Annotated in this window: 27 protein-coding genes, 1 other RNA gene and 1 riboswitch; of the genes, 23 read left to right on the top strand and 5 right to left on the bottom strand. The window is 35.5% G+C overall.

Translation table 11 applies throughout. The features are described 5' to 3' along the window. Window positions 1-24 precede the first annotated feature (24 nt). The 6 genes from DN393_RS22620 to DN393_RS22595 all read left to right on the top strand — a co-directional run bounded on the left by DN393_RS22620 (window position 25) and on the right by DN393_RS22595 (window position 3,926). Window positions 25-195, top strand: a complete 171-nt coding sequence (locus DN393_RS22620) for a YpmA family protein (protein WP_000358354.1) — start codon at window positions 25-27, stop codon at window positions 193-195. Window positions 196-202: 7 nt separating this feature from the next. Continuing rightward, on the top strand, window positions 203-706 hold the full coding sequence (locus tag DN393_RS22615) for a cell wall elongation regulator TseB-like domain-containing protein (protein WP_000758745.1): 504 nt from the start codon (window positions 203-205) through the stop codon (window positions 704-706). Between the two features lie 18 nt (window positions 707-724). Continuing rightward, complete coding sequence (aspB, locus tag DN393_RS22610) at window positions 725-1,912, top strand: aspartate transaminase AspB (protein WP_000761545.1); 1,188 nt, start codon at window positions 725-727, stop codon at window positions 1,910-1,912. A gap of 121 nt (window positions 1,913-2,033) precedes the next feature. Further along, window positions 2,034-2,741, top strand: coding sequence for a DNA replication protein DnaD (dnaD, locus tag DN393_RS22605; protein ID WP_064476605.1), 708 nt, complete (start codon window positions 2,034-2,036; stop codon window positions 2,739-2,741). A gap of 15 nt (window positions 2,742-2,756) precedes the next feature. After that, window positions 2,757-3,404, top strand: coding sequence for an endonuclease III (nth, locus tag DN393_RS22600; protein ID WP_002158563.1), 648 nt, complete (start codon window positions 2,757-2,759; stop codon window positions 3,402-3,404). Window positions 3,405-3,407: 3 nt separating this feature from the next. Further along, a complete protein-coding gene (locus tag DN393_RS22595; protein ID WP_064476604.1) occupies window positions 3,408-3,926 on the top strand; it encodes a YpoC family protein in 519 nt (172 codons plus the stop codon). 23 nt (window positions 3,927-3,949) lie between these two features. Here DN393_RS22595 and DN393_RS22590 read toward each other — a convergent pair whose 3' ends face one another. After that, window positions 3,950-6,649 (bottom strand): PBP1A family penicillin-binding protein, encoded by a 2,700-nt coding sequence (locus DN393_RS22590; RefSeq protein ID WP_149173967.1) that lies wholly within the window; start codon window positions 6,647-6,649, stop codon window positions 3,950-3,952. A gap of 65 nt (window positions 6,650-6,714) precedes the next feature. Then, a complete protein-coding gene (gene recU / locus DN393_RS22585) occupies window positions 6,715-7,317 on the bottom strand; it encodes a Holliday junction resolvase RecU (protein WP_064476602.1) in 603 nt (200 codons plus the stop codon). 103 nt (window positions 7,318-7,420) lie between these two features. Here recU and DN393_RS22580 point away from each other — a divergent pair, with 103 nt between their 5' ends. Further along, complete coding sequence (locus tag DN393_RS22580; protein ID WP_064476689.1) at window positions 7,421-8,446, top strand: DUF2515 domain-containing protein; 1,026 nt, start codon at window positions 7,421-7,423, stop codon at window positions 8,444-8,446. A 139-nt stretch (window positions 8,447-8,585) separates the two neighbouring features. Here DN393_RS22580 and DN393_RS31680 read toward each other — a convergent pair whose 3' ends face one another. After that, a complete protein-coding gene (locus tag DN393_RS31680; protein WP_001982922.1) occupies window positions 8,586-8,762 on the bottom strand; it encodes a hypothetical protein in 177 nt (58 codons plus the stop codon). Window positions 8,763-8,847: 85 nt separating this feature from the next. On the opposite strand from DN393_RS31680, the gene DN393_RS22575 reads away from it, so the two are divergent. Together DN393_RS22575 and DN393_RS22570 are read left to right on the top strand one after the other, a co-directional pair. Further along, complete coding sequence (locus tag DN393_RS22575; protein WP_001252042.1) at window positions 8,848-9,090, top strand: hypothetical protein; 243 nt, start codon at window positions 8,848-8,850, stop codon at window positions 9,088-9,090. A 15-nt stretch (window positions 9,091-9,105) separates the two neighbouring features. Next, entirely contained in the window at window positions 9,106-9,450 is a 345-nt protein-coding gene (locus DN393_RS22570) for a YppE family protein (RefSeq protein WP_000872967.1), read from the top strand. A 24-nt stretch (window positions 9,451-9,474) separates the two neighbouring features. On the opposite strand, the gene DN393_RS22565 is transcribed toward DN393_RS22570, so the two are convergent. Beyond that, window positions 9,475-9,666 carry a YppF family protein gene (locus tag DN393_RS22565; protein ID WP_000242661.1) on the bottom strand — a complete coding sequence of 64 codons (192 nt, stop codon included), beginning with the start codon at window positions 9,664-9,666 and terminating at the stop codon, window positions 9,475-9,477. Window positions 9,667-9,843: 177 nt separating this feature from the next. Between DN393_RS22565 and DN393_RS22560 the strand changes: the two genes are divergently transcribed. The 10 genes from DN393_RS22560 to DN393_RS22515 all read left to right on the top strand — a co-directional run bounded on the left by DN393_RS22560 (window position 9,844) and on the right by DN393_RS22515 (window position 18,272). Next, window positions 9,844-10,374, top strand: a complete 531-nt coding sequence (locus tag DN393_RS22560; RefSeq protein ID WP_149173966.1) for a YppG family protein — start codon at window positions 9,844-9,846, stop codon at window positions 10,372-10,374. 156 nt (window positions 10,375-10,530) lie between these two features. Continuing rightward, window positions 10,531-10,971, top strand: a complete 441-nt coding sequence (locus tag DN393_RS22555) for a CotD family spore coat protein (RefSeq protein WP_000546280.1) — start codon at window positions 10,531-10,533, stop codon at window positions 10,969-10,971. 56 nt (window positions 10,972-11,027) lie between these two features. After that, the gene (locus tag DN393_RS22550; RefSeq protein ID WP_048543489.1) at window positions 11,028-11,582 is read left to right on the top strand and encodes an SLOG family protein; all 555 of its coding nucleotides are present in this window, start codon (window positions 11,028-11,030) and stop codon (window positions 11,580-11,582) included. Between the two features lie 97 nt (window positions 11,583-11,679). Beyond that, a complete protein-coding gene (gene gpsB / locus DN393_RS22545; RefSeq protein ID WP_000622425.1) occupies window positions 11,680-12,018 on the top strand; it encodes a cell division regulator GpsB in 339 nt (112 codons plus the stop codon). Window positions 12,019-12,105: 87 nt separating this feature from the next. Then, an RNA gene (gene rnpB, locus DN393_RS22540) (RNase P RNA component class B) lies at window positions 12,106-12,496 on the top strand. A gap of 180 nt (window positions 12,497-12,676) precedes the next feature. Next, window positions 12,677-13,816 carry a THUMP domain-containing class I SAM-dependent RNA methyltransferase gene (locus tag DN393_RS22535; protein ID WP_064476600.1) on the top strand — a complete coding sequence of 380 codons (1,140 nt, stop codon included), beginning with the start codon at window positions 12,677-12,679 and terminating at the stop codon, window positions 13,814-13,816. A gap of 61 nt (window positions 13,817-13,877) precedes the next feature. Then, window positions 13,878-14,060: a DUF3921 domain-containing protein gene (locus tag DN393_RS22530; RefSeq protein WP_000376887.1), complete on the top strand. Its 183-nt coding sequence runs from the start codon at window positions 13,878-13,880 to the stop codon at window positions 14,058-14,060. A 138-nt stretch (window positions 14,061-14,198) separates the two neighbouring features. Further along, complete coding sequence (locus DN393_RS22525; protein ID WP_000493718.1) at window positions 14,199-16,136, top strand: ATP-dependent DNA helicase; 1,938 nt, start codon at window positions 14,199-14,201, stop codon at window positions 16,134-16,136. 100 nt (window positions 16,137-16,236) lie between these two features. Further along, window positions 16,237-17,754, top strand: coding sequence for a carboxypeptidase (ypwA, locus tag DN393_RS22520; RefSeq protein ID WP_064476599.1), 1,518 nt, complete (start codon window positions 16,237-16,239; stop codon window positions 17,752-17,754). 47 nt (window positions 17,755-17,801) lie between these two features. Further along, window positions 17,802-18,272: a GNAT family N-acetyltransferase gene (locus tag DN393_RS22515; RefSeq protein ID WP_064476598.1), complete on the top strand. Its 471-nt coding sequence runs from the start codon at window positions 17,802-17,804 to the stop codon at window positions 18,270-18,272. A gap of 42 nt (window positions 18,273-18,314) precedes the next feature. Here the strand turns inward: DN393_RS22515 and mphL are convergent, their stop codons facing one another. After that, window positions 18,315-19,211 (bottom strand): macrolide 2'-phosphotransferase MphL, encoded by an 897-nt coding sequence (gene mphL / locus DN393_RS22510; RefSeq protein WP_088048411.1) that lies wholly within the window; start codon window positions 19,209-19,211, stop codon window positions 18,315-18,317. A gap of 607 nt (window positions 19,212-19,818) precedes the next feature. Here mphL and DN393_RS22505 point away from each other — a divergent pair. The 4 genes from DN393_RS22505 to DN393_RS22485 all read left to right on the top strand — a co-directional run bounded on the left by DN393_RS22505 (window position 19,819) and on the right by DN393_RS22485 (window position 23,932). Next, on the top strand, window positions 19,819-20,565 hold the full coding sequence (locus tag DN393_RS22505) for a type I methionyl aminopeptidase (RefSeq protein WP_000628435.1): 747 nt from the start codon (window positions 19,819-19,821) through the stop codon (window positions 20,563-20,565). A 116-nt stretch (window positions 20,566-20,681) separates the two neighbouring features. Further along, window positions 20,682-20,783, top strand: a riboswitch (purine riboswitch). 106 nt (window positions 20,784-20,889) lie between these two features. Further along, window positions 20,890-21,483: a xanthine phosphoribosyltransferase gene (locus tag DN393_RS22495; protein WP_098653847.1), complete on the top strand. Its 594-nt coding sequence runs from the start codon at window positions 20,890-20,892 to the stop codon at window positions 21,481-21,483. Window positions 21,484-21,486: 3 nt separating this feature from the next. Next, the gene (gene pbuX, locus DN393_RS22490) at window positions 21,487-22,809 is read left to right on the top strand and encodes a xanthine permease PbuX (protein ID WP_000809222.1); all 1,323 of its coding nucleotides are present in this window, start codon (window positions 21,487-21,489) and stop codon (window positions 22,807-22,809) included. A gap of 424 nt (window positions 22,810-23,233) precedes the next feature. Then, on the top strand, window positions 23,234-23,932 hold the full coding sequence (locus tag DN393_RS22485) for a YwqG family protein (protein WP_149173965.1): 699 nt from the start codon (window positions 23,234-23,236) through the stop codon (window positions 23,930-23,932). Window positions 23,933-24,008: the final 76 nt, after the last annotated feature.

The following is a 24,008-nucleotide window of genomic DNA, read 5'->3' as shown; positions in this document are numbered from 1 at the left end:
TTTGTGTAACGGAGGAGTTTTTTCATGGATAAGAAAATCGAAGTCCTATCAACGACACGTCTTAAATATTCGTCTGATTTGTATAAAATCGTTGATAGTTTGAATCGTACGTTAAAAGAGCAGGACCTCATGTTCGGATTAGCATTAGACGAAAAAGATAAAGAAACAGCTGTATTTACGATTTACAGAACGTAGTGATACAATGAAAAAGTGGATCTTTGCAATCGTTATCGTAATCGTTGCTAGCGGAATATATGGGGCGTATGTTTATAATAAAGCAATGGAAAAGAAAATCCATAAAGAGGAAAAATCTGTAGAAATTGCAAAAGAAAAGGCAAAGCTTACAAAAGTAAAATCTGTAGATTATTATAACGGAAATTCTTCATATACAGTCGTACAAGGTGTAGACGAAAAAGGAGAACAAATTATTGTTTGGGTGCCAAATAAAAAAGGGAATGTCCTTGTGAAGAAAAAGAGTGAAGGTATTCCTGAAAAAGAAGCTTTGCAAAAGTTGGCTGAACAAGCTACAGGAAAAGGCGATGAGCCGAAGCCAAAGCCAAAAGAAATTATAAAAGTAAAATTAGGTGCTCAAAACGATATTCCGTTGTGGGAAATTACATATATTGATCAGGAAGATCGTTATACGTATTATTATTTAGAGTTTCAAAATGGGGCTTATGCTGGTCATTACAGCATTGAAAAATAGATGTAGGGGGAACTACAAATGAAATTAGCAAAGCGAGTAGCTGCTTTAACACCATCTGCAACTTTAGAAATTACAGCAAAGGCACAAGCATTAAAAGCAGAAGGTCATGATGTAATTGGATTAGGGGCAGGAGAACCTGACTTTAATACGCCAGAACATATTATGGATGCTGCACATAAAGCGATGTTAGAAGGACATACGAAGTATACACCAACAGGTGGATTACAAGCGTTAAAACAAGAAATTGTGAAGAAGTTTACACGTGATCAAGGAATTGCGTATGATCCATCTGAAATTATTGTATGTAACGGTGCAAAGCATGCATTATATACATTATTCCAAGTGTTGCTTGATGAAGGAGATGAAGTTATCATCCCAACTCCTTATTGGGTAAGTTATCCTGAGCAAGTAAAGCTTGCTGGAGGTAAGCCAGTTTACGTAGAAGGCCTGGAAGACAATGAGTACAAAATTACAGCGAAGCAGCTGCGTGAGGCAATTACAGAGAAAACGAAAGCAGTTATTATTAATTCACCGAGCAATCCAACAGGAATGATTTATAGCAAAGAGGAATTACAACAGCTTGGAGAAGTATGTTTAGAACACGATATTTTAATCGTTTCAGATGAAATTTATGAAAAATTAATTTATGGTGGAGCAGAATATACTTCGATTGCCCAGCTTTCTAATGCATTAAAAGAACAAACACTTATTATTAATGGTGTATCTAAATCTCATTCTATGACAGGATGGCGTATTGGATATGCAGCAGGAAATAAGCAGCTTATTAAAGCGATGACGAACTTAGCGAGTCATAGTACGTCAAACCCTACTTCAATCGCTCAATACGGCGCAATTGCAGCATATGCAGGCTCACAAGAACCTGTAGAAACAATGCGTCAAGCATTTGAAGAAAGATTAAACATTATTTATGATAAATTAATTCAAATCCCTGGCTTTACTTGCATTAAACCACAAGGTGCATTTTACTTATTCCCTAATGTAAAAGAAGCTGTAGCTTTATCAGGATACGAAACTGTAGATGATTGGGCAAAAGCTCTATTAGAAGAGGAAAAAGTGGCTCTTGTACCAGGTACAGGATTTGGTGCTCCAAATAATGTTCGTTTATCATATGCGACATCTCTTGAACAAGTAGAGAAAGCATTAGAACGCATTCATACGTTTATGAAAAGTAAAGTGCAAGCTTAATTGTATATTTTATTAACGCAATACAAAAAACCTTCCTACATAATAGGGAGGTTTTTTTGACGAATTGTGACAAAAAGAAATAGCGAAAGGTGTGTTATACTAGAGAGCGAGGTGTTTGGTGATGAAAAAGAAAATGATGTTACAGTGGTTTGAGCAGGGAAGCATTGCAATTCCAAAATTACTTATGATGCATTATAAAAAATTAGGGTTAAATGAAGTGGAATTTATGGTTGTACTTCATGTACACACATTTTTAGAATCGGGCAATTCGTTCCCGACTCCGTCAGAGATTTCAGAACGGATGACGATTACTGAAATGAAATGTATGGAAGTAATTCAGACATTGATTCAAAAAGGTTTTTTATCATTAGAAGGTGGACAAAAATCAGAAGCGATGATTTGTGAAAGTTATTCTTTACAACCGCTATGGGAAAAAATATTGCATTTCTTAATGAACGAATCAATAGAGGAAGAACAAAAAGAAATAAAACAACTGCAAGTAAATTTATATACAGTATTTGAAAAAGAATTTGGAAGACCACTTTCTCCGTTTGAATGTGAAACGTTGGGTATGTGGGAAGATCAAGATCAACATCATCCGAATTTAATTCAAGCGGCCCTCAGGGAAGCTGTAATGAGTGGTAAGCTTAATTTCCGATATATTGATCGTATTTTATTTGAGTGGAAAAAGAATGGTATTAAAACAGTAGATCAAGCCCAAAACCAAGGACGGAAATTTAGAGCAAATCAACAACGAACGCAGCAAACGACAAAACAAGAGACGAAATTTACTGGGAAAGTGCCTTTTTATAATTGGTTGGAGCAGTAATGTAGGAGGAAGTATATGTTAAATAAAACGCAAATTCGCTATTGTTTAGACACAATGGCGGATATGTATCCAGAAGCACATTGTGAATTAATTCATGATAATCCGTTTGAATTAGTAATCGCGGTGGCATTATCTGCACAATGTACAGATGCACTTGTAAATAAAGTGACGAAAAATTTATTTCAAAAATACAAAACACCAGAGGATTATTTAAGTGTGTCTTTAGAAGAATTACAACAAGATATACGTTCCATTGGATTGTTTAGAAATAAGGCGAAAAACATTCAAAAATTGTGCCAGATGTTGCTAGATGATTATAACGGGAAAGTTCCAGAAGACCGGGACGAGCTGACGAAACTACCAGGAGTAGGAAGAAAGACAGCGAATGTAGTTGTTTCGGTTGCATTTGGAATTCCAGCGATTGCTGTTGATACGCATGTAGAGAGAGTGAGTAAACGGTTAGCAATTTGTAGATGGAAAGATTCTGTGTTAGAAGTGGAAAAGACATTGATGAAGAAAATTCCAATGGATGAGTGGGGAGTTACACACCACCGTATGATTTTCTTTGGACGTTATTACTGTAAGGCGCAACGACCACAATGTGAAGAGTGCCGATTACTAGAAATATGTCGCGAAGGAAAGAAACGAATGAAGGGGAAATAAAGGATGGAGCGAGTTATAGAAATACCGAAAGAGTTTCGGTGCGTACCATTTTTTAAAGAGAGTGCGAATTCGATTACGTATCACACAGACCAATCTTTTGAAGAAATAATACAAAATACTTACTTTATACATGATATTGAAAGACAATATGAGCCATGGAATGAAATTGAAAATAGTATTCCTGTACTGTTGAAAGTGTGGAAAAGTAAGCATGAAGACATTGCTACACTATTTCGAAACAGAAATAAGCAAGAAGCTGAAGGTCCAATGATTCTTTTTGCGGCACATTTGTTATCGATTGTATTTTGGTTAAATGAGCAACCTGTTCATAGTTTGAATGAAATGGAAGCTTATACGAGTAAATTGGAAGTACAACCAGTTAATTTTATGGAGCGATATTCGTTCATTATAAAGAAACCGAATAATTATCATTCCTACATTCAGTTAGCGCAGTTGTATATTGAAATAGAAAAGCTATATGTAAAGAAAATGATAACAAAAAAGAAGTCCTTTTCTCGTTAAGAGAAAGGACTTCTTTTTTTGTATTAAGATTCTGTTGTAACAACATTTCCGTCTGCGTGAGGTGTATCTCCTCCGGTATTTTGTTGTTGTTCTTGTTGCTTGTGTTGTTCTTCTTCAGCTTTTTTTCTAGCAGCCTCTTCTTCAGCTTTCTTTCTAGCAGCTTCTTCTTCGGCTTTCTTTCTAGCGGCTTCTTCTTCAGCAGCCTTTTTCTGAGCTTCTTCTTGTTGTTTACGTTGTTGTTCTTGTTGTTGCTGTTGCTGTTGCTGTTGCTCTTGTTGTTTACGCTGTTCTTCATCAGCCTTTTTCTTAGCTTCTTCTTGTTTTAGTTTATCTTCATTAGCTTTTTTCTGAGTTTCCTCATCAGCTTTTTTCTTAGCTTCTTCTTCAGCCTTCTTCTTAGCCTCTTCTTCAGCTTTTTTCGGGTCTGGAGTTCCGCCAGGTGCAGTGAAGGATGCACCAACTGCAGGGCTTGTTCCATTACCTTTTTTCGCTACTACAGAGAAGCTGTAAGTAACGCCTGGTTTAATACCACCAAGAGTAGCTGTCGTACCACTTATTGATAGGCTACCACTTGAACCGTCAGTTGCTTTATAGCTTGCTGCATACGCATCAACTTCTGCTGGTCCAGACCAGTTTAGTGTAACTGTGCTAGCGCCATCGAAAGCGACATTAAGACCACTAGGTGCATCTACTTTAATTTGTTTAACCGCATCTTTCTTAGCACCTTTTACGTACAATTCACCATATAATTCTTGTACAGAAGAAGGGCGTTCGAAACGAGATTTATCTGTAGCGAATTTGCTCATCATTACTTGGAACATTTGTTGCGCAATTCTAGTAGAGCGATCGCCAATGTAATTTTCTGAGCTATCTTTTTCGTAACCAGTCCACACCGCCATTGTATATTGCGGTGAATATCCAGCAAACCAGCTATCTCTGTTTGCATCAGCTGGGATACCATATTTTTTTATAACGTCTTCATCAAAGTTTTGTGTTCCTGTTTTACCAGCTACGTCTATACCGGAAACGTATGCTGTTGGACCTGTACCACCAGAACCAGGTCTTATTACGTCACGAAGTACGTCAGTAACCATATATGCTGTATAGTCGTGCATTGCACGTTGTTCTTTCGGCTTAAAGTTTTTCTTTTTCCCGTCTGGGAAGATGACTTCTTTTACGAAGTGAGGCTTATTATATACACCGTCATTACCAAATGCGGCATATGCACCTGCTAGTTCTAATGGAGAACTATCGTTACTACCAATTGCTGTTGATTCATATGTTTTGCCGTCTTTAAATGTCATACCCAACCCTTCAGCAAACGCTTGTGACTTAGGAAGACCCACCGCTTGGGCTGTTTTTAAAGCCGGGATGTTTAATGATTTTTTCAAAGCTTCACGTAGTGAAACGTCACCTTTGTAACTATTTGTTGCATTTCGTATTTTTTTACCATTGGAATACGTATACTCTGAGTCATTTAATTGATGGTATGTAGACCATTGTAAATTCTCAATTGCTGGACCGTAGTCGAAAATTGGTTTCATTGTTGAACCAACTTGGCGTTTTAGATCAATGGCCATATTATGACCTTTGAAAGTAGACTTACTTTCTTTACGCCCAGCTCCAATTGCTCGAACTTCTCCAGATTGTGTATCCATAAATACGAATGATCCTTGGAATTGATCGTTAGGATACTTAATGAGATTGCCATCCATAATTTTGTCAGCGTAATCTTGAGCATCTTGGTCAAGTGTTGTATGAATCGTTAAACCATCTGAACCGATATTTATATCGGGATATTCTTTTTCAACTTCTTTTACAACAGCATCTAAAAATGCTTGATACTTCATCTCAGTTACTTCTGAAGACGGTTGAAGACCCTCAGTTACAGAGATTTTCATTGCGTTATTCATTTCATCTTTTGTTATATAACCATGTCGATTCATTAATGATAATACGACGTTACGACGTTGTGTAGCTCGTTCAACGTTGTCTTGTTTTGTTGGGTCATAAATATTAGGACCTTGGGGTAAACCTGCAAGCATTGCAGCTTCATGTAACTGTAAGTCTTTTAAGTCTTTGTTATAATATTTTTTGGCTGCTGTTGCAATACCGTACGAACGGTTACCTAAGTTAATCTTATTTAAGTACATTTCTAAGATCTCATGTTTAGAGTATTGTTGCTCTAATTTGTAAGATAGGTACCATTCTTGTACTTTTCTCTTCGCAGTTTTGTCCATCGTTAGAAAATAGTTTTTGACTACTTGTTGTGTAATCGTACTACCACCTTGAGATCCGAAGCCTCCAGTGACATTTTCCATAACTGCTTTTGTAGTTCGTTTAAAATCAATTCCATTATGATCATAGAAACGTGAATCCTCAGTTGCAAGGAATGCACTTTCAACTACCTTTGGAATTTGATCATACGTAACGTGGGTTCGTTTTTCAGCACCGTATTCATAGAAAAAGTTCCCATTCTTATCAAGAAACTTTGTTGATAAAGGATTGACAAGTTTTGATTTGTCTAATTTTGGAGCGTCCTTCACCATAACAAAGAAAGCGGAAACGCCAGCTACAAGACCAACGATACCAAGAAGTAGACAACCTATAAGGAATTTTTTTAAAAAGGAGCCTTTTTTCTTTGGTTTGTTCTCTTTATTTGTTTCTTGCTTTTGATTTTTTACATGATTTCGTTCTGTACGAGAACGATAATTATCTGACATTATACTTTCTCCTACCTTTCATTCTCTCCCCAAAAGTCGAAAAAAGAGCCTTAGTGATGACTCTATCACGAAAAATAAACCGTGTCTAGTACACGGATATAATCAATCCGAGGGTGATAACCGCATGATAATAAAGATCCATGCTCTTCTATTTCTTCTTTCGTAATCGATTTCCGTCCACCAGTATTTTGACGATTCCAAAATGCAATAATATGTTTTGCATCTAGTAAATAAAGTTCATCAAAAAGTGTAAATTTAATAATAACAAATGCAATTCCATCATGAGCGAGTACTTGCTTCATATGTTCAATTTGATGAAGGTGGAAGTTTTGAAGTGGAAAGCTGGTTTTATTTTTTGTTTCTTTCGCTTCAAAATCGATGTATTTCCCTTTGTATACACCGTTGTAATCTGTTGTAGAAGGTTGTTTAAAATACGCTTCTTTTACCACTGCAGCACTTCGAGCGGGGTAATCTACTTTTACAATTTGAAGAGGTGTAGGCTTTTTATGTACACATGCAATATTATGGGTTAAGTAATATTCATTTGTTTCATTCAATTCCTCTTCAAGGGACATACCTCTATTACTATAAGTATGTTTTTTAATTGGTGTTTTATGAGGTTGTGAAGCTTGATTGTACCGTTTTCCGTTTGGGTAACGAATGGTCATAGTGTGTCCACTCCCAACTTGCTAAGAATTACTTACAAAGGTGATTATAACAAAAAATGAAAAAAGATGTGACCTTTTTGAAGAAAGGTATGATGACTTATTTATGTTTACATGGAATGATTATGCAAAAATTAAACAATATCGTAAAAATATGGTTTGTACAGACGAAGAAAAAACAATCGTTTATAACATTAAGGGGAAAATAGAAATGGCTAATATGGACAACATTTCTCGAACACACTCTTATCAAGAATATTATGTAAGGAACAGTGAAATTAGGTGGGCCTTTTTAGCAAGTATGGTCTCGAGAAATGCGGGATGGAATATGACTGATTTAAAAGGGATATATTATGCTACTGTTTTACCTCAAACAGTAAAAAAACATTTGTTTCTGACTTATGAAGAAGCGAATTGGATTATTTTTTTAGATGCATTTCCTCAGCTATTGTTATACGAAGAAAGTAAGAGGAGGCAGGTACCACTATTCTATTTGTTACAATATTTTAACGTATCAATTTTTATGGAAAAAGAATGGATTTATTTTTGGGAAAAAAAAGATATAAATAGGCTCATGACAGCGCTTATTATAAATGAGCAAAATAAAATTCAAAAACCAGTTATTGAGAATACATATTTTAAAAAACATGTATTCCATACTGCACTTTTTAAATTGCAAGAAATGCTTCATATTAGTGCTGTTATTTTTCCGACTGTGGAAGGGAGGATGTATGGTTTTTCAGTTTATCAATTTGAAACGTTACAAAAGCGTATAGAACTAGGGCAGAAACTAGCGGAGTTACTGTTTCATCCGAATTATAAAAGTTCATTCCATAGGTTTGCATTGCAAACTATACACACAGGATCAAGAGCAGATTATGAATATTATGTAAGAGAAGCTAGAAAATCTTGTACGCCAGCCCTTAGAGAGGTTTATCCTGTCGTTGCACATAAGGAAATAAGTATGAGAGATTGGTTTTGTAGAGATACGGAAATAAATGAGTTGTTTCTACTGGAAGAGTATAAGGGGGAAGTTGATATAACAGAATGGTATAAAAGAAAGAGGGAGCAAATATATGTTGCTTCTATCGTAAATCGTTTTGTTAAAAGGATGGATGAGTTCGTGATATAATAAAAAAGAAGTCCCGTCTTCATAAATGAAGACGGGACTTCTTAATGTGAAGTAATCCTGCCCTGTATGCTAAAAATTTAATTAAGAGATTAAGGATGCTTTAGAAATTAGCTTTTTGTAAAAGTGCTAAAGTTTCACTTTATGTAGCAGGGAAATTTGGACCATCTAACTTAGGGTTGCCAGTCTCGGGTTTATTTTGTTTGTTTTGTTTTTTCTTTTTTTCGTTTTTGTTCTTTGCCATTTTCATACACCTCCTTTTTGTATTGTTACCATTTCTATAAATGACATACAAAATGATTTCTTTGACGAATAACAACTAGTTTTGTCATGTGAGCAGGAGTGAAGAGTCATTCGGCGAAATTACATGACAAAGGAAAAGCAAAGAAGGGGGCGTTTTGTATATGGCGATGGTTCAGAAGGAAGATGTAATGAAAACAATGGATCAAATGTTAAGTTCTCTCGATTTGCTGGAAATGAATATAGGGATTAGAATGAATCATGCATTGAAGGATACGAGTGAAAAAATATGCAATAAAATAGAAATAACAGAAATGCATATTGAGCATATGGAAAATAAATTAGTGCATCACGAAGAAAAAGGGAATTGGGTGAAGGCATTTCAAAACGTCGTAGTGAGTGCATAATAAGGTGGGAATAAAATGAAGTATGAAGCATTAATACAATCTTCAGAAAAACTCATGCAGTATAATAATGAAGCGAATGTGAAAAAAAGAGAAATGATTGAGTACGATTTTTATAAGGATATGAAACCATTTGTAGATATGGTAGATGAGGAATTAAAAGTGTGGAAAGAATTAGCTTATAAATGGATTAAGGAAGAAAAACCGAAGTATATACATGTACAGCAAATTGATCAAGTGTACGATAATTTACAGACAAATGTGTTGCAATGTTTTGTAAATAAAGGTAAAGGTAAGCGATTCTTTGAAACACATCAAGCCATTTCGTATACTTTGCAAAATATAATTGAGCAATGTAAGTAACAAGAGGGGAAACCCTCTTGTTTTTTATGCTTCTGTCATTGTTGTAGGTTTTGTTGCACCGTTTATTTCTAATTCTTTTATTAATGTTCGGTAATCTGAAATGCATATTTTTCCTTCGAGATACCAATGTCTCGCAAAGTCTAACAATTCATTTACATTCTCTGTGTAATACCCCTTTTTTTGAGAAAACGCTTGTTTTAAATCCCCTAATACCATGTTGATTCCTCCCCCATGAGAATCTTCTTCTTTATTATCATAGCATGGAAGGGTTTTCTTTTTTAATTTTTTAAAAATTTAAACTTCCGACAAAAATAGACAGATACTCCGTCACACATATTATTTTACTGGTACATATTATATATGTAGAAACTTATGTGAAGGAGGAGAGAATGCATGTTTCAACAACCAAACGTATATCAGCAATCTAATCCATATACACAGCAAAATATGTACCAATATAATACGGATACATATTTACGGTATAATATGTATCCTTTCGAGCCTCATTATGGAAATCAAAATTATTACCAGCCATTTGAAGTGTCGTTTATGAATCAACCGCAACAACAGCAGCAGCCCTATATGGATCAGCAACAGCAACCTTATATGAATCAACCGCAACCGCAGCAGCAGCCCTATATGGATCAACAACAGCAATCTTATATGAATTCACAATACTATATGCCACCACCATCTCCCTATGGAAATCAACAAGCGATGTTTTATCCACCAAAACAACCGTACCCGACGCAGAATAAACAAAAACAACAACCGAGTCAATTTTCTAGTTTTGTTTCCCAATTTAAAAACTCAGATGGTAACTATGATGTAAATAAAATGATGAATACAGCTGGACAAATGATGAATGCGATGAACCAAGTGACGGGTATTGTAAAGCAAGTTGGAGGTTTTTTTGGTAAGTAATCTTGGGGGATTGTCTATAAAAAGCATTACGTATAAAGCAGAAGGCTAGACAAATTTCCTTGTAATAAATGGGTATATATAACAAACGGCTTTCCCTCTTTTCTCATATTGTAAAGTGTAGTCAGATTTTTTTAACGAGAGAGGAGAGAAAAAACTATGCATCATTGTCATCCTTGTTTTGGAGGGCATAAGCCTGTAGGACCTATCTGTACAACTGCTCCTGTCATTCATCCGACGAAACAGTGTGTAACACATTCTTTTTCAACAACGGTGGTGCCACACATTTTCCCAACGCATACAACACATGTTCATCATCAACAAATTAAAAACCAAAACTTCTTCCCACAAACAAACTCGAATGTAAATGTTGTAGACCCAATCGATCCAGGATTCGGCGGTGGATGTGGACCATGTGGTCATGGACATCATGGACATCACGGACATCACGTATCACCATTTGGTCCAGGACCAAATGTATCTCCGTTTGGACCAAACGTATCACCATTCGGACCAAATGTATCACCATTTTTACCAAACAATGTATCACCAGTAGGTCCGAATATTGGACCAAACGTTGGTGGAATATTTAAAAAGTAAATGATATGTTAGAACTAGCGAAATGCTAGTTCTTTTTTTGTAATTGGAGTGTTGATATGAAAGTTATTGCTGTAACGGGATATAAGCCATTTGAACTTGGTATATTTAAAAATGATCATCCAGGGGTGGAATGTATAAAAAAAGCATTGCACCGAAAATTAACTACTTTTGTAGAAGAAGGTTTGGAATGGGTGATAATAAGTGGGCAGTTAGGAGTCGAATTATGGGCTGCTGAAGTTGTTTTTGAAATTCAAGTAGAATATCCAAATCTAAAATTAGCGGTATTTACTCCGTTTTTAGAACAAGAAGAAAGCTGGAAGGAAGATAACCGTGAATATTACGAATGTATTCTCTCTCAAGCAGACCATATTGATAGTATTACGAAACGGAAGTACGAAAGCCCGGAACAATTTAAATTAAAAAATCAATTTTTTATTGAAAAAAGTGATGCACTTTTAGCTGTATATGATGAAGAAAAACCAGGGAGTCCCAAATATATTGTAGAAGCAGCAAAGAAAAAAGGAGAAATAGAAAATTATCACAGTTATTTCATTCTTTTTTCTGATTTACAAGATATAATAGAAGAGGAACAGTGGAATAATGCTGAGTAATATGTAATATAGTACTCGTATATATGATTGACAAAAGGCGTTGTTTCTGAAAAAATTTAGGTAATGAAAGTTTTGGCAAAAATTTGAGGTGAAGAAAATGATTTCGGATAAAATTAAATTAACGGCGAAAGATATTTTAGAAAAAGAATTTAAAACAGGCATGAGAGGCTATCAACAAGAAGAAGTAGACAAGTTTCTTGACATGATCATTAAAGACTATGAAGCTTTCCACAAGGAGTTTGATCAATTAAAGCAACAAAATGCTCGTTTAAAGCGTGAATTAGAGGAACAAAAATTAGTAGCAACGCAAGTGCCACAACAACCAGTTGTACAAACACCAGTTGCACAACCTGTATATAACAACACGAATACGGACATTTTAAAACGTCTATCTAATTTAGAAAAAGCTGTATTTGGAAGTAAGTTATACGAATAATTTTTAGTGGTAAAAAGGTTAAAGCATTTTACATAGAAAAAAACATTGCAAAATCTTTTTGTTTCCACTATACTAATGGATGTCATAACGTTTGGGTAATCGCTGCAACGCCAACGTTGTAGAGGAAAGTCCATGCTCGCACGGCCTGAGATGGCTGTAGTGTTCGTGCCTAGCCAATTCATAAGCTAGGGTATTCTGGCTGTAAGGCTGGTTTAACGGCAGGGAAAAAACCTAAGTCCTTTCGGATATGGTTTGACTACCTTTAAAGTGCCACAGTGACGAAGTCCTTGAAGAAATGATAGGAGTGGAACGAGGTAAACCCCACGAGCGAGAAACCCAAATAATGGTAGGGGAATCTTTTCCAAGGAAATGAACGATGGGAAAGGACAGGTTGTATAACCTGTAGATAGATGATTGCCACCGGAGTACGAGGCGTGGGCCGTTTGCAGTACAAAGGAACAGAACATGGCTTACAGAACGTTATGAACCAACTATGAAATAACTCAGCTCTCCTTTGTTAGAGGAGGGCTTTTTATTTGTATGAAGTTATAAATTATGAGTTAAAATGGTTAATGAGAAAATTCTTCGTAAAATGTAATGATTAATAGGACAAATTGCTATTAATTATTGTTTAACTATACATAAGAGGTGAATGCAAATGGGAAAAGTTACTTTAATTGCAACAGCGGCAATGGGTATTGAATCGTTAGTTGCCCGAGAAGTTCGTGATCTTGGTTATGAATGCCAAGTGGAAAACAGCAAAGTAACATTTGAAGCAGATGAAAAGGCGATTTGTCGCACGAACTTATGGTTACGTACTGCGGACCGTGTGAAAATTAAAGTTGGCGAATTCAAAGCGACAACATTTGATGAGCTGTTTGAAAAAACGAAAGCATTAAACTGGGGAGATTATATTCCAGAGAACGGAGAGTTCCCTGTAATTGGTAAATCGTTAAAATCTGAGTTGTTCAGTGTTTCAGATTGCCAACGTATCGTTAAAAAAGCTGTCGTTGAAAAATTAAAAACAACATATAAACGTACAACTTGGTTTGAAGAAGATGGTCCGTTATTCCGTATTGAGATCGCAATGCTCAAGGATATTGCAACATTAACAATTGATGCAAGTGGTGTTGGACTTCATAAACGTGGATACCGTATGGATCAAGGGGAAGCTCCATTAAAAGAAACATTGGCTGCGTCTTTAATTAAGTTAACAAACTGGAAGCCGGATCGTCCTTTCGTGGATCCTTTCTGTGGATCAGGTACAATTCCGATTGAAGCAGCATTAATTGGACAAAATATTGCACCAGGATTTAACCGTGGCTTCGCATCAGATGCGTGGGGCTGGGTTGGTAAACAAAACTGGCGTGAAGCTCGTCAAGAAGCTGAAGATTTAGCGAATTATAATCAACCACTACAAATCATTGGATCAGATATCGATCATCGTATGATCCGAGTTGCTCAAGACAACGCTGAAGAAGTAGGTTTAGGTGATTTAATTACATTTAAACAAATGCAAGTAAAAGATTTCACGACAAAAGAGGATTATGGATATGTTGTAACGAATCCTCCATACGGAGAACGTTTAAGTGAAAAAGCACTCGTTGAACAATTGTACAAAGAAATGGGACAAGTATTCCGCCCATTAGACACATGGTCAGCGTATGTATTAACAAGCTACGAAGCATTTGAAAAGTGTTATGGAAAAGATGCATCGAAGAAACGTAAACTATTTAATGGATTTATCCGTACAGATTACTACCAATACTTCGGAAAACGTCCACCGCGTAATTCATAGTATAAAACTCCTCCAGCGCGCATATACTGGCTATTATGTAATGCGTAAAGGAGGACGTGATATGGATAGTTTCCAATTATCAATGATTCAAAAAGCTATTCATCGTACGTATGATGAGATCGGGAAAGAAGTGGATAGCCAAGGTGCGATTGTAGATGAAATACAAAAAGCACAAGAAGAATATTTGTCAGCTCTTTCACACGAAACAGCGATTGATAAACGATATTTAAAGTCATTAATATAGAAAAAAATTTTCCTTTTTCGAAAGGAAAATTTTTTTTCGTGTATTTCTATGTATGGCAACAGGGGAAAGTGGCTGCACACATATGAGTAGCAGTTGCTATATCTTTTTATAGAAAAACTTTTTGGTTGGAGGCTAAGGATGTTTACTGAGAAGAGATTACCATTTGAAGTAGGGAAACAAGATAATTTTTATGATAAGTTGAATGAATGGATTGGAGATGTGTTTTACGATATCCTTCCGGAAAAAGGCTTTGAAGAGCGTGATGAACAAATTTTTATGGCGTTTCAATTAGAGCGTGCTTTCCAAGAAAAGAAAGTAATGTTCGCAGAAGCGGGTGTAGGAACAGGGAAAACAATTGTATATCTTCTATATGCAATTTGCTATGCGCGTTATACTGGAAAACCAGCTATTATCGCTTGTGCTGATGAAACGTTAATTGAGCAGCTTGTGAAAGAAGAAGGGGACATTGCTAAGTTATCTGAAGCATTAGGACTATCTGTTGATGTTAGACTTGCGAAATCAATGGATAATTATTTATGTTTACGTAAACTTGAAGATGTTATGAGTGGACGAGCTCCAGAAGTAATTGAAGATGTATACTACGAATTACCACAGTTTGTATTCGATCATGGTACGATGCAAAACTTTACCCACTACGGTGACAGAAAAGAATTTCCACTTTTAAATGATGAGGAATGGTCAAAAGTAAATTGGGATTACTTCCAAGATTGCTTCACTTGTGATTCTCGTCATCGTTGTGGTCAAACTCTTTCTCGTGAACATTATCGTAAAGCGGCAGATTTAATTATTTGTTCTCAAGATTTCTACATGGATCATATTTGGACGTACGATGCTCGTAAGCGTGAAGGGCAAATTCCGTTATTACCTGAAAGTAGCTGCGTTGTATTCGATGAAGGACATCTTGTAGAATATGCAGCTCAAAAAGCTTTAACATATCGTTTAAAGCAAACGATGATGGAGCAACTTTTAACAAGATTGTTGCAAAACGATATTCGTGAAGAGTTTGCGCATTTAGTAGAAGAAACAATTTGGCAAACAGAGCGATTCTTTGATGTGTTACAAGAAAATAAAAAGGAAATCGCCGGTTCTGATCGTTTAGAAATTACTGTGACAGAAAAAGTAACAGCTGAAGCGAATAGACTTTATGCGAAAATTGGTGAAGTCGGTGATGCATTAGTATTTGAAAGTGAAATGCATACAGTAAACACGTATGATTTAAATATCGTTGATGAACATTTAGATGTATTAGAACATTCACTTCGTCTGTTCATGCACGAGAAAAATGTAATTACATGGGGTGAAGAAGGTGATGGAGCCTTCACGTTAGTGATTATGCCACGTGCAGTTGAAGAAGTATTACAAGAGAAAGTATTCTCGAAGAAAATCCCGTATATTTTCTCTTCTGCTACATTATCTAACAACGATTCATTCGCATTTACAGCAAATAGCCTAGGGGTAAAAGATTACTTATCATTCTCAGTTGCCTCACCGTTTGATTATGAGGAGCAAATGGCAGTAAACTTACTATCGCATACGAAAGAAAATGAATGGGAAAGAAAGTGTCAATATACACTTGAAAATATACAGAAAACAAATGGACGTACACTTGTATTATTCCGTACAACACAAGAACTTGCAGCGTTTAAAGAATATGTAAGTAAAGAACAAATGTCCGTTCCGTTCCTATATGAAGGGGATCAAGAAATTAGTCAGCTCGTTTCTCGTTTCCAAAATGAAGAAGAGACTGTACTTTGTGCTGTTCATTTATGGGAAGGTTTAGATATTCCTGGTTCATCATTATCGCATGTTATTATTTGGTCATTACCATTCCCTCCAAACGATCCTGTGTTTGAAGCGAAGCGTAAACATGTAAATGATCCATTCTGGGATGTAGATGTACCGTATATGATTTTACGTCTTCGTCAAGGGATTGGACGTTTAATTCGTACGAGCGACGATAAAGGTGCTATATCAATCTTCTTATCTGATACAGAAGATGAGAAAGTGATAGAAGCGGTGAAAAACGTACTACCAGTAGAAGGTAAAGAATTATAAGGAGAAAGCTTGGCACTTGCCAAGCTTTTTTTCTATTATAAAAGGGATTTAGAGTTCCATGTCGAATTAAGTTTGAGGTAGAAAAGGGAGGTTTTATACGATGACAGTAGCTACATATGAAGTAGAAAAACAATTTTTAACATATGTGAAGAAGATACAGAATTATGAGGAAGCATTAAGCTTAATGTTTTGGGACTTAAGAACAGGTGCGCCTAAAAAAGGTGTAGACCAGCGTTCAGAAGTAATTGGTATGCTTTCATCAGAAGTGTTTGTCATGTCGACTTCAGATGAGATGGGAAATTATTTAACAGAGCTTGAAGCTTTAATAAGTGAAGATAAACTTTCTGAAACGACGAAGAAAATGGTTGAAGAGTGTCGTAAAGAATATGATAGAAATAAGAAAATTCCACAAGCGGAATACGAGGCGTATGTGAAATTAGAAGCGAAAGCGGAAAGTGTGTGGGAAGAAGCTCGGGAAAAATCTGATTTCGAAATGTTCCGTCCTTATTTAGAACAAATAGTTGAATTTAAAAAGAAATTCATTACATATTGGGGTTACGAAACATATAAATATAATACATTATTAGATATGTATGAGCCAGGTATTACAGTAGAAGTGTTAGATCACGTATTTGGTCAACTTCGTGAGCGTATCGTTCCGCTCGTAAAAGAAATATCGGAGTCACAAAAGAGATTAAAGACAAGTGCTTTATCAGAATATTTTTCAAAAGAAAAACAAAAGAACTTTACATTAGAGTTATTAAAGCAATTGAATTATGACTTTGAAGCAGGTCGTCTTGATGAAACGGTACATCCATTTGAGATTACATTAAATAGAGGGGACGTTCGTATTACAACACGCTATGATGAAAAAGATTTCCGTATGGCAGTGTTTGGAACAATTCATGAATGTGGCCATGCTGTATATGAACAAAATATTGCAGAGAAATTCGAAGGTACACCGCTATGTAGTGGAACTTCTATGGGTATTCATGAGTCGCAATCATTATTCTTTGAGAACTTTATCGGTCGTAATAAATCATTCTGGAAGAAAAATTATGATTTATTAAAAGAGTATAGCGATGGTCAATTCAATGATATATCAGTAGATGAGTTTTATGATGCGATTAACGAATCGAAGCCATCGTTCATTCGTATAGAAGCAGATGAGCTTACATATCCGCTTCACGTCATGGTTCGTTATGAACTTGAGAAAGAATTATTTGATGGCACATTACAAGTGAAGGATTTGCCGGAGGCTTGGAATGATAAGATGGAAGCATATTTAGGAATTCGTCCGGAAAACAATGCACAAGGTGTATTGCAAGATGTTCACTGGGCTGGTGGTTCATTTGGATACTTCCCATCTTATGCGCTTGGTTATATGTATGCAGCGCAATTTAAGCAAAGAATGTTAAAAGACATTCCGAACTTTGATGCATTATTAGAAGAAGGAAACGTAACACCAATTCGTGAATGGCTAACAGAAAATATTCACCAATACGGTAAAACGAAAAAGCCACTTGAAATTTTAGAAGATGTGACAGGTGAAGGATTAAATGCAAACTACTTAGCAGATTATTTAGAAGCGAAGTATAAAGAAATCTATGAGTTATAAAAAAGAGCTGCTTAATTGCAGCTCTTTTTTTCAAGGGGGATAGAAGAATGGCTTATACATATACAGTAATGACGCAAGAAGAAGCAGAAGAAATTGCATATAACTGGCATTATGAAGGGAGGTATTCCTTTTACGATATAGGTGCAGATGAAGAAGATTTAGCTGAGTTTTTACATGATGAGAGTAGAGGAGATCATACATTTTCTGTGAAGGAAAACGGCACTCTCATTGGTTTTTTTACTGTTTGTAAAATAAATGATGGAACGTTTGATATAGGTCTTGGAATGAGACCTGATATAACTGGAAATGGATTTGGTTTACAGTTCGTAAACGCTGGACTAGCTTTTAGTAAAGAAAAATATGGTTGCAAGTATATAACACTATCAGTAGCGACATGTAATGAGAGAGCGATTAAAGTGTATAAAAGAGCAGGATTTGAAGTTGTTGGAACGTTTATACAGAAAACAAATGGTAGTTGTTTTGAGTTTTTGAAAATGAATTATATATGTAAAAAATAACAAAAAAACAGAAGAGGGTTCTTCTGTTTTTTTGCAATTTCATTATCTTTCAGTTGCTAGCATGTGCACAGCTATTTCATGCATGTCTTTCAAACCTGAAACTTGAGCGTATTCAGCAACAGTAATACTACTCGTTGTTAGAAGTTCGATAATATGTTCATCCATTTTTGACCAAGTTTTACCGCCAGCGTTGTCATAAGAGTGAATTAACTTTGTTAGTCCATCCTTCCCAAAGAGTAGATAATGCGATGTGAAATCTATAGATACATCACCTATTCCTACTTCTGTCCAATCGATTAAGCCAGTTACTTTATTTTTATTATTAATCAGGATATGACCTGGATGGATATCCCCGTGCTTTACTCCTACGTGAGATGGCCAAAAAGAATCTTCAGCTAGCCATGCTTGCCAACGATCCCATAAGTCTTGATTAATATGGTATTGTTCCTTCACTCGATTCATCCTTTGTTTCATAGAAGTTCTTAATTCATTAGCAGTAAGAATTTCAACACCTGTATTATTAAATTTTTGTTGAGGTAATGAGTGTAAATTCGCTAGAACTTTTCCTAATGAAGTATGGTATTCAGTTGGTACATTCTTTTCGTTAAAGGTCCATATATAACCTTGTTGTTCTATATCAATAGTAGCGGCAGGAACGCCGCTTAGTTGTTTATAAGCAATTAGTTCCTCAGAAAATATAGACCAATCAGGAATTTGGAATTCTGCATGTTTTTTCATGATTTCTAATGCTTCTTTTTCACGTAGAGCATGTCTCATAGATTCTGGTCTACGAGGAATTCTTAGTATCCATTTATCCCCGTTTTGTTCTTTAACGTGTGCTACTTGAAAGTCAACGCCAGATTCATTGATTTCTATTGAATCTTCTAATATATTTAGGCCTTTCGTATTTGCTAATTGTTTCACTTTAAGTGTATTCATTTTTATTTCCTCCAAATGTTTATTCTAATTTCAATGTTTTCATGCGTTTTCTGTTACTTTTTGTCTCTAACTACATCAATATGCTTAAAGTAGCGAGATATAAGAAAATGTAATCATAAAAAAACCACAGACGGGCTTCTGTCTGTGGTTAAGAGTAAACGAGGGTATAATGAATAAACGTCTCTCTTTGTATGAAAAAATATACGAAAAAAAGACAGATGTATATCTGCCTTTCTTCATGTGGAAAGTGTACTCTTCCGATGAAGATTATTAAAAATGTGCAGACTAATCCCGTTTACTCTGCTTTATGAAAACAGAGCCTTTGAACATATTAAATTACTTAGTGTTCAAAGGTTGCTGACGTAGTCTTCCTGCATGCATCATCTTTAACAATCCTCCTTTTAATAGTATAGTAACAATATACTTTGTTTATAAATAAACATCAATAAAAAATACTAGATGTAATATTTTAAAAAACGAATTAAATAAAAATTTATATTCGGAAAATAGAAGAAATGATGTTTGCTTTTATAATTGGAAGTTTTGGAAGAGGATGTGTATGATTGAACTTTAGTAGCAAATAGCAGGTTTAGCGAGGAGAGGTAGAATGATTACAATTAAAACGAAAAATGAAATAGATTTGATGCATGAATCTGGGAAATTACTTGCTTCATGTCATAGGGAAATTGCCAAAATGATGAAACCAGGTATTACGACAAAAGAAATTGATACGTTTGTTGAAGCATATTTAGAAAAGCATGGTGCAACATCTGAACAGAAAGGTTACAACGGGTATCCATATGCGATATGCGCATCTGTAAATGATGAAATGTGTCATGGGTTTCCGGCGGATGTTCCTTTAACTGAGGGTGATATTGTAACAATTGATATGGTAGTAAACTTAAATGGTGGTCTTTCAGATTCTGCTTGGACGTATAGAGTTGGAAATGTTTCTGAAGAAGCAGAAATGTTATTGGTAGTAGCTGAGAATGCATTGTATAAAGGAATTGATCAGGCGATAATCGGTAATCATGTAGGAGATATTGGCTATGCGATTGAAAGTTATGTAGCAAATGAAGGTTTTTCTGTCGCAAGAGACTTTACGGGACATGGAATAGGTAAAGAGATTCATGAAGAACCAGCAATTTTTCATTTTGGGAAACAAGGACAAGGGCCTGAACTACAAGAAGGAATGGTAATTACAATTGAGCCTATTGTCAATGTAGGTATGCGATATTCGAAAGTAGATTTAAATGGATGGGCTGCAAGAACGATGGACGGGAAATTATCAGCGCAATATGAGCATACAATTGCGATTACAAAAGATGGGCCAATCATTTTAACGACACTTTGAAATAATATGTAAGAGTTTACAAAACTCGAACGAAAATGATGTTTTTATAAAATTTGTACGTGTTTTATTAAGAAATGCTTTTCAAAGTATAAAAAGTGCGTTATAATCCATCTATAAAATAAATAGTTAGCTACACTCATATAATCGCGGGGATATGGCCTGCAAGTTTCTACCGAAGTACCGTAAATACTTTGACTATGAGTGAGGACGAATATATTTGCTTGTTTAGCATTCTTTTTTGCGAAACTCCAAAAGCGCGTCTCTCACTTGTAACGAGTGGTGGCGGCTTTTGGAGTTTTTTATTGCATAAGAGGGGGAACAAACATGAAAGTATTACAAGAAAAGATTTTGAACGAAGGAAAGGTTTTAACTGGTGACGTATTAAAGGTAGATGCATTTTTAAATCATCAAATTGACCCAGTACTTATGCAAGAGATCGGAAAAGAATTTGCTAAACGTTTTAAAGAAGAGAACATTACAAAAATCGTGACGATTGAATCTTCAGGCATTGCACCAGCAGTTATGGCAGCATTAGAGCTTGGTGTAAAAGTAATCTTTGCAAGAAAACGTAAATCGTTAACGTTACAAGATAATATGTACGTTGCAAACGTATATTCATTTACGAAACAAGAAACGAATGAAATTTCATTATCTCGAAATCATATCGATGAAAATGATCGTGTTTTAATTATCGATGACTTTTTAGCAAATGGTCAGGCTGCTTTAGGTTTAATGAGTTTAGTAGAGCAAGCAGGAGCAAGTATTGCAGGAATTGGTATTGTTATCGAAAAAGCATTTCAAGATGGAGGAAAGAAGCTTCGTGAACAAGGAGTTCGTGTTGAGTCACTAGCAGAAATTGCATCACTTGATAACGGCACAGTTACATTTGTACAGCAAGAAACTGCGGAGGTGAAATAAACGATGAAGCAACATCCATTTAAAATCGCATCGCTTGGTATGCAGCATATGCTGGCGATGTATGCTGGCGCAATTATCGTTCCGCTTATTGTGGGCGGCGGACTTGGTTTAAATCAAAAAGAGTTAACATATTTAGTCTCGATTGATTTATTAATGTGCGGCGTTGCGACGATTTTACAAGCATTATCAAATCGCTTTTTCGGTATTGGACTTCCCGTTGTACTTGGTTGCACATTTACAGCGGTTGGGCCGATGATTGCAATCGGGAAACAATACGGCGTGTCTTCTATTTATGGAGCGATTATTGCTGCCGGGTTATTCGTTGTTATTTTTGCGAAATTATTTGGAAAGCTCGTAAAACTGTTTCCACCTGTTGTAACAGGATCTGTCGTTACCGTAATTGGAGTTACACTTGTTCCAGCAGCAATTAATGATATGGCTGGAGGAGTAGGAAGTAAAGATTTCGGTAGTCTTGAAAATTTAGCGTTAGCATTTGGTGTATTATTATTTATCATCATTATGTATCGTTTCTTTGACGGATTTATTCGTTCAATCTCTATTTTACTAGGTCTATTGTTCGGTACAATCGTTGCAGCATTTATGGGGAAAGTAAGTTTGCAAGCGGTTGGAGAAGCGGATTGGTTCCACGGTATTCAGCCATTTTACTTCGGTACACCAACATTTGAATTAACGCCAATTATTACGATGATTTTAGTTGCTTGCGTAGGGATTGTAGAAGCAACAGGTGTATATTTCGCATTATCTGATATTTGCAATAAAAAGATCGGTGAAAAAGAATTAACAAAAGGCTATCGCGCAGAAGGATTAGCGATGGTGTTAGGTGGTATTTTCAACGCGTTCCCATATACAACATACTCTCAAAACGTAGGACTTGTTCAATTAACTGGAGTAAGAAATCGCGTTATTATTTATACTTGTGGTGGTATGTTAATTGTTCTTGGATTCATTCCTAAAATCGCAGCTATTACAACTATTATCCCGAAATCAGTACTTGGCGGTGCAATGTTAGCGATGTTCGGTATGGTAATGGCATATGGTATTAAAATGTTAAGTAGCGTTGATTTTGGTAAACAAGAAAACTTATTAATCGTTGCATGTTCTGTAGGAATTGGGCTTGGGGTTACAGTTGTTCCTACATTATTCTCACAACTTCCTGAAAACATTCGTATTTTAACAGATAACGGAATTGTACTTGGAAGTGCGTCAGCAGTACTTTTAAATATCGTATTTAATATGGTGCCGCAGCGTAAAGTGAAAGTAAAAGAAGAGCCAGTGTCTATGCAAAGTGCAGTAAGGGAAGCATAAAAAGTAAGTAGACACAATACGAATTGTATGTAATTAAGCCTATCTCATTTGAGATAGGTTTTTAATTTGTAGTGATGTTTAAAACACCAGTCGAATTGAACCCATCGTTTTTATTACTGAGCTAGTTTAATAAGTTTATAATGTCTCAATTTCCAGATCTACTTTTAATTCTAAAGCTTCATTACTATAGGAGTTTTACCTGATGATGCAAAACGGTGCAACTTTATTCAAAAAGGTATGTTTTTCATAAACAGTACAAATTTGTTTTAAATCGACAGTAAAACTAGAAAAAGACCCTTGAAATTGCTGCTTAACAACAGCTTTCAAAAGGGGCGTTATAACAAAAAATGTACATTATTGTTAGAATATAATTATCCGTTAAAATAAGGAGAAACCAAAATATATATTTAGGAGGAGAAATATTTTGGAAATAGATCAAATAAAGAATATCTTAAGGAAAAGAGCAACTATCTTTCAAACAGGCGGAAAAAGACCTGATTTATCTATAAATGAAAGTTGGATTGGAAAGATTCCCTATTCATTACCAAATGAAACTTGCCCAATCGACCGTTATCAAGACAAAATGTATGCGATTATGATGCTTAATTTAACACAAATACCTTTTATTCCAGAAGCAGTAAAAGATATGAAAGTCATTGCAGTATTTCTTTCTCCAAACTTTGCTAAAGATTTGTCCAATTTATCAGGAAATTTTTGTGTTAGAGAATATGATTCTTTAGAGGAACTAGTACCGAATGAAATGTCACTTACGTTTCCAAATCTAAAACCTTTTCCCTTAATACCAAGATTAGTAGCTGATGAGTTTCCACAATGGGATACGGAAGATTTCCCTAACAACGTGCAAGATAGAATTATTGAACTTGAAAACACAATTGAGATTGACTACTACGAGGACATTTTTGAAGAAAATCATTACATACACAAATTAGGAGGCTATGCTTGCTTTGCCCAATCAGGTATCCAATGGCCCGCGGATTATGAATTTATTTTTCAAATAACAGACGATCCCAAAGCCCATTTAAAGATTATTCATGGCGGTGGACTTTATTTTGCTAAAAATAGTAAAACAAATGATTGGATCGCACTTTGTGATTTCTTATAGGAATATAATATAAAGTGACGTTCTCTCATGTTATTTTTTCTCTAGTCCCTTTTAATATTTCTCCAGTTACATTGTG

Origin of the sequence: Bacillus sp. BPN334, from assembly GCF_008368885.1 — a bacterium.
Classification (GTDB): domain Bacteria; phylum Bacillota; class Bacilli; order Bacillales; family Bacillaceae_G; genus Bacillus_A; species Bacillus_A wiedmannii.
The sequence above is the reverse complement of the archived record's forward strand: the minus strand, read 5'-3'. Positions and strand labels throughout refer to the sequence as shown.

What these genes read in the sequence shown, in the direction of transcription:
- DN393_RS22620 (WP_000358354.1), top strand. Translation starts at nt 25, where the DNA reads ATGGATAAGAAAATCGAAGTCCTATCAACGACACGTCTTAAATATTCG.
- DN393_RS22615 (WP_000758745.1), top strand. Translation starts at nt 203, where the DNA reads ATGAAAAAGTGGATCTTTGCAATCGTTATCGTAATCGTTGCTAGCGGA.
- aspB (WP_000761545.1), top strand. Translation starts at nt 725, where the DNA reads ATGAAATTAGCAAAGCGAGTAGCTGCTTTAACACCATCTGCAACTTTA.
- dnaD (WP_064476605.1), top strand. Translation starts at nt 2,034, where the DNA reads ATGAAAAAGAAAATGATGTTACAGTGGTTTGAGCAGGGAAGCATTGCA.
- nth (WP_002158563.1), top strand. Translation starts at nt 2,757, where the DNA reads ATGTTAAATAAAACGCAAATTCGCTATTGTTTAGACACAATGGCGGAT.
- DN393_RS22595 (WP_064476604.1), top strand. Translation starts at nt 3,408, where the DNA reads ATGGAGCGAGTTATAGAAATACCGAAAGAGTTTCGGTGCGTACCATTT.
- DN393_RS22590 (WP_149173967.1), bottom strand. Translation starts at nt 6,649, where the DNA reads ATGTCAGATAATTATCGTTCTCGTACAGAACGAAATCATGTAAAAAAT.
- recU (WP_064476602.1), bottom strand. Translation starts at nt 7,317, where the DNA reads ATGACCATTCGTTACCCAAACGGAAAACGGTACAATCAAGCTTCACAA.
- DN393_RS22580 (WP_064476689.1), top strand. Translation starts at nt 7,421, where the DNA reads ATGTTTACATGGAATGATTATGCAAAAATTAAACAATATCGTAAAAAT.
- DN393_RS22575 (WP_001252042.1), top strand. Translation starts at nt 8,848, where the DNA reads ATGGCGATGGTTCAGAAGGAAGATGTAATGAAAACAATGGATCAAATG.
- DN393_RS22570 (WP_000872967.1), top strand. Translation starts at nt 9,106, where the DNA reads ATGAAGTATGAAGCATTAATACAATCTTCAGAAAAACTCATGCAGTAT.
- DN393_RS22565 (WP_000242661.1), bottom strand. Translation starts at nt 9,666, where the DNA reads ATGGTATTAGGGGATTTAAAACAAGCGTTTTCTCAAAAAAAGGGGTAT.
- DN393_RS22560 (WP_149173966.1), top strand. Translation starts at nt 9,844, where the DNA reads ATGTTTCAACAACCAAACGTATATCAGCAATCTAATCCATATACACAG.
- DN393_RS22555 (WP_000546280.1), top strand. Translation starts at nt 10,531, where the DNA reads ATGCATCATTGTCATCCTTGTTTTGGAGGGCATAAGCCTGTAGGACCT.
- DN393_RS22550 (WP_048543489.1), top strand. Translation starts at nt 11,028, where the DNA reads ATGAAAGTTATTGCTGTAACGGGATATAAGCCATTTGAACTTGGTATA.
- gpsB (WP_000622425.1), top strand. Translation starts at nt 11,680, where the DNA reads ATGATTTCGGATAAAATTAAATTAACGGCGAAAGATATTTTAGAAAAA.
- DN393_RS22535 (WP_064476600.1), top strand. Translation starts at nt 12,677, where the DNA reads ATGGGAAAAGTTACTTTAATTGCAACAGCGGCAATGGGTATTGAATCG.
- DN393_RS22530 (WP_000376887.1), top strand. Translation starts at nt 13,878, where the DNA reads ATGGATAGTTTCCAATTATCAATGATTCAAAAAGCTATTCATCGTACG.
- DN393_RS22525 (WP_000493718.1), top strand. Translation starts at nt 14,199, where the DNA reads ATGTTTACTGAGAAGAGATTACCATTTGAAGTAGGGAAACAAGATAAT.
- ypwA (WP_064476599.1), top strand. Translation starts at nt 16,237, where the DNA reads ATGACAGTAGCTACATATGAAGTAGAAAAACAATTTTTAACATATGTG.
- DN393_RS22515 (WP_064476598.1), top strand. Translation starts at nt 17,802, where the DNA reads ATGGCTTATACATATACAGTAATGACGCAAGAAGAAGCAGAAGAAATT.
- mphL (WP_088048411.1), bottom strand. Translation starts at nt 19,211, where the DNA reads ATGAATACACTTAAAGTGAAACAATTAGCAAATACGAAAGGCCTAAAT.
- DN393_RS22505 (WP_000628435.1), top strand. Translation starts at nt 19,819, where the DNA reads ATGATTACAATTAAAACGAAAAATGAAATAGATTTGATGCATGAATCT.
- DN393_RS22495 (WP_098653847.1), top strand. Translation starts at nt 20,890, where the DNA reads ATGAAAGTATTACAAGAAAAGATTTTGAACGAAGGAAAGGTTTTAACT.
- pbuX (WP_000809222.1), top strand. Translation starts at nt 21,487, where the DNA reads ATGAAGCAACATCCATTTAAAATCGCATCGCTTGGTATGCAGCATATG.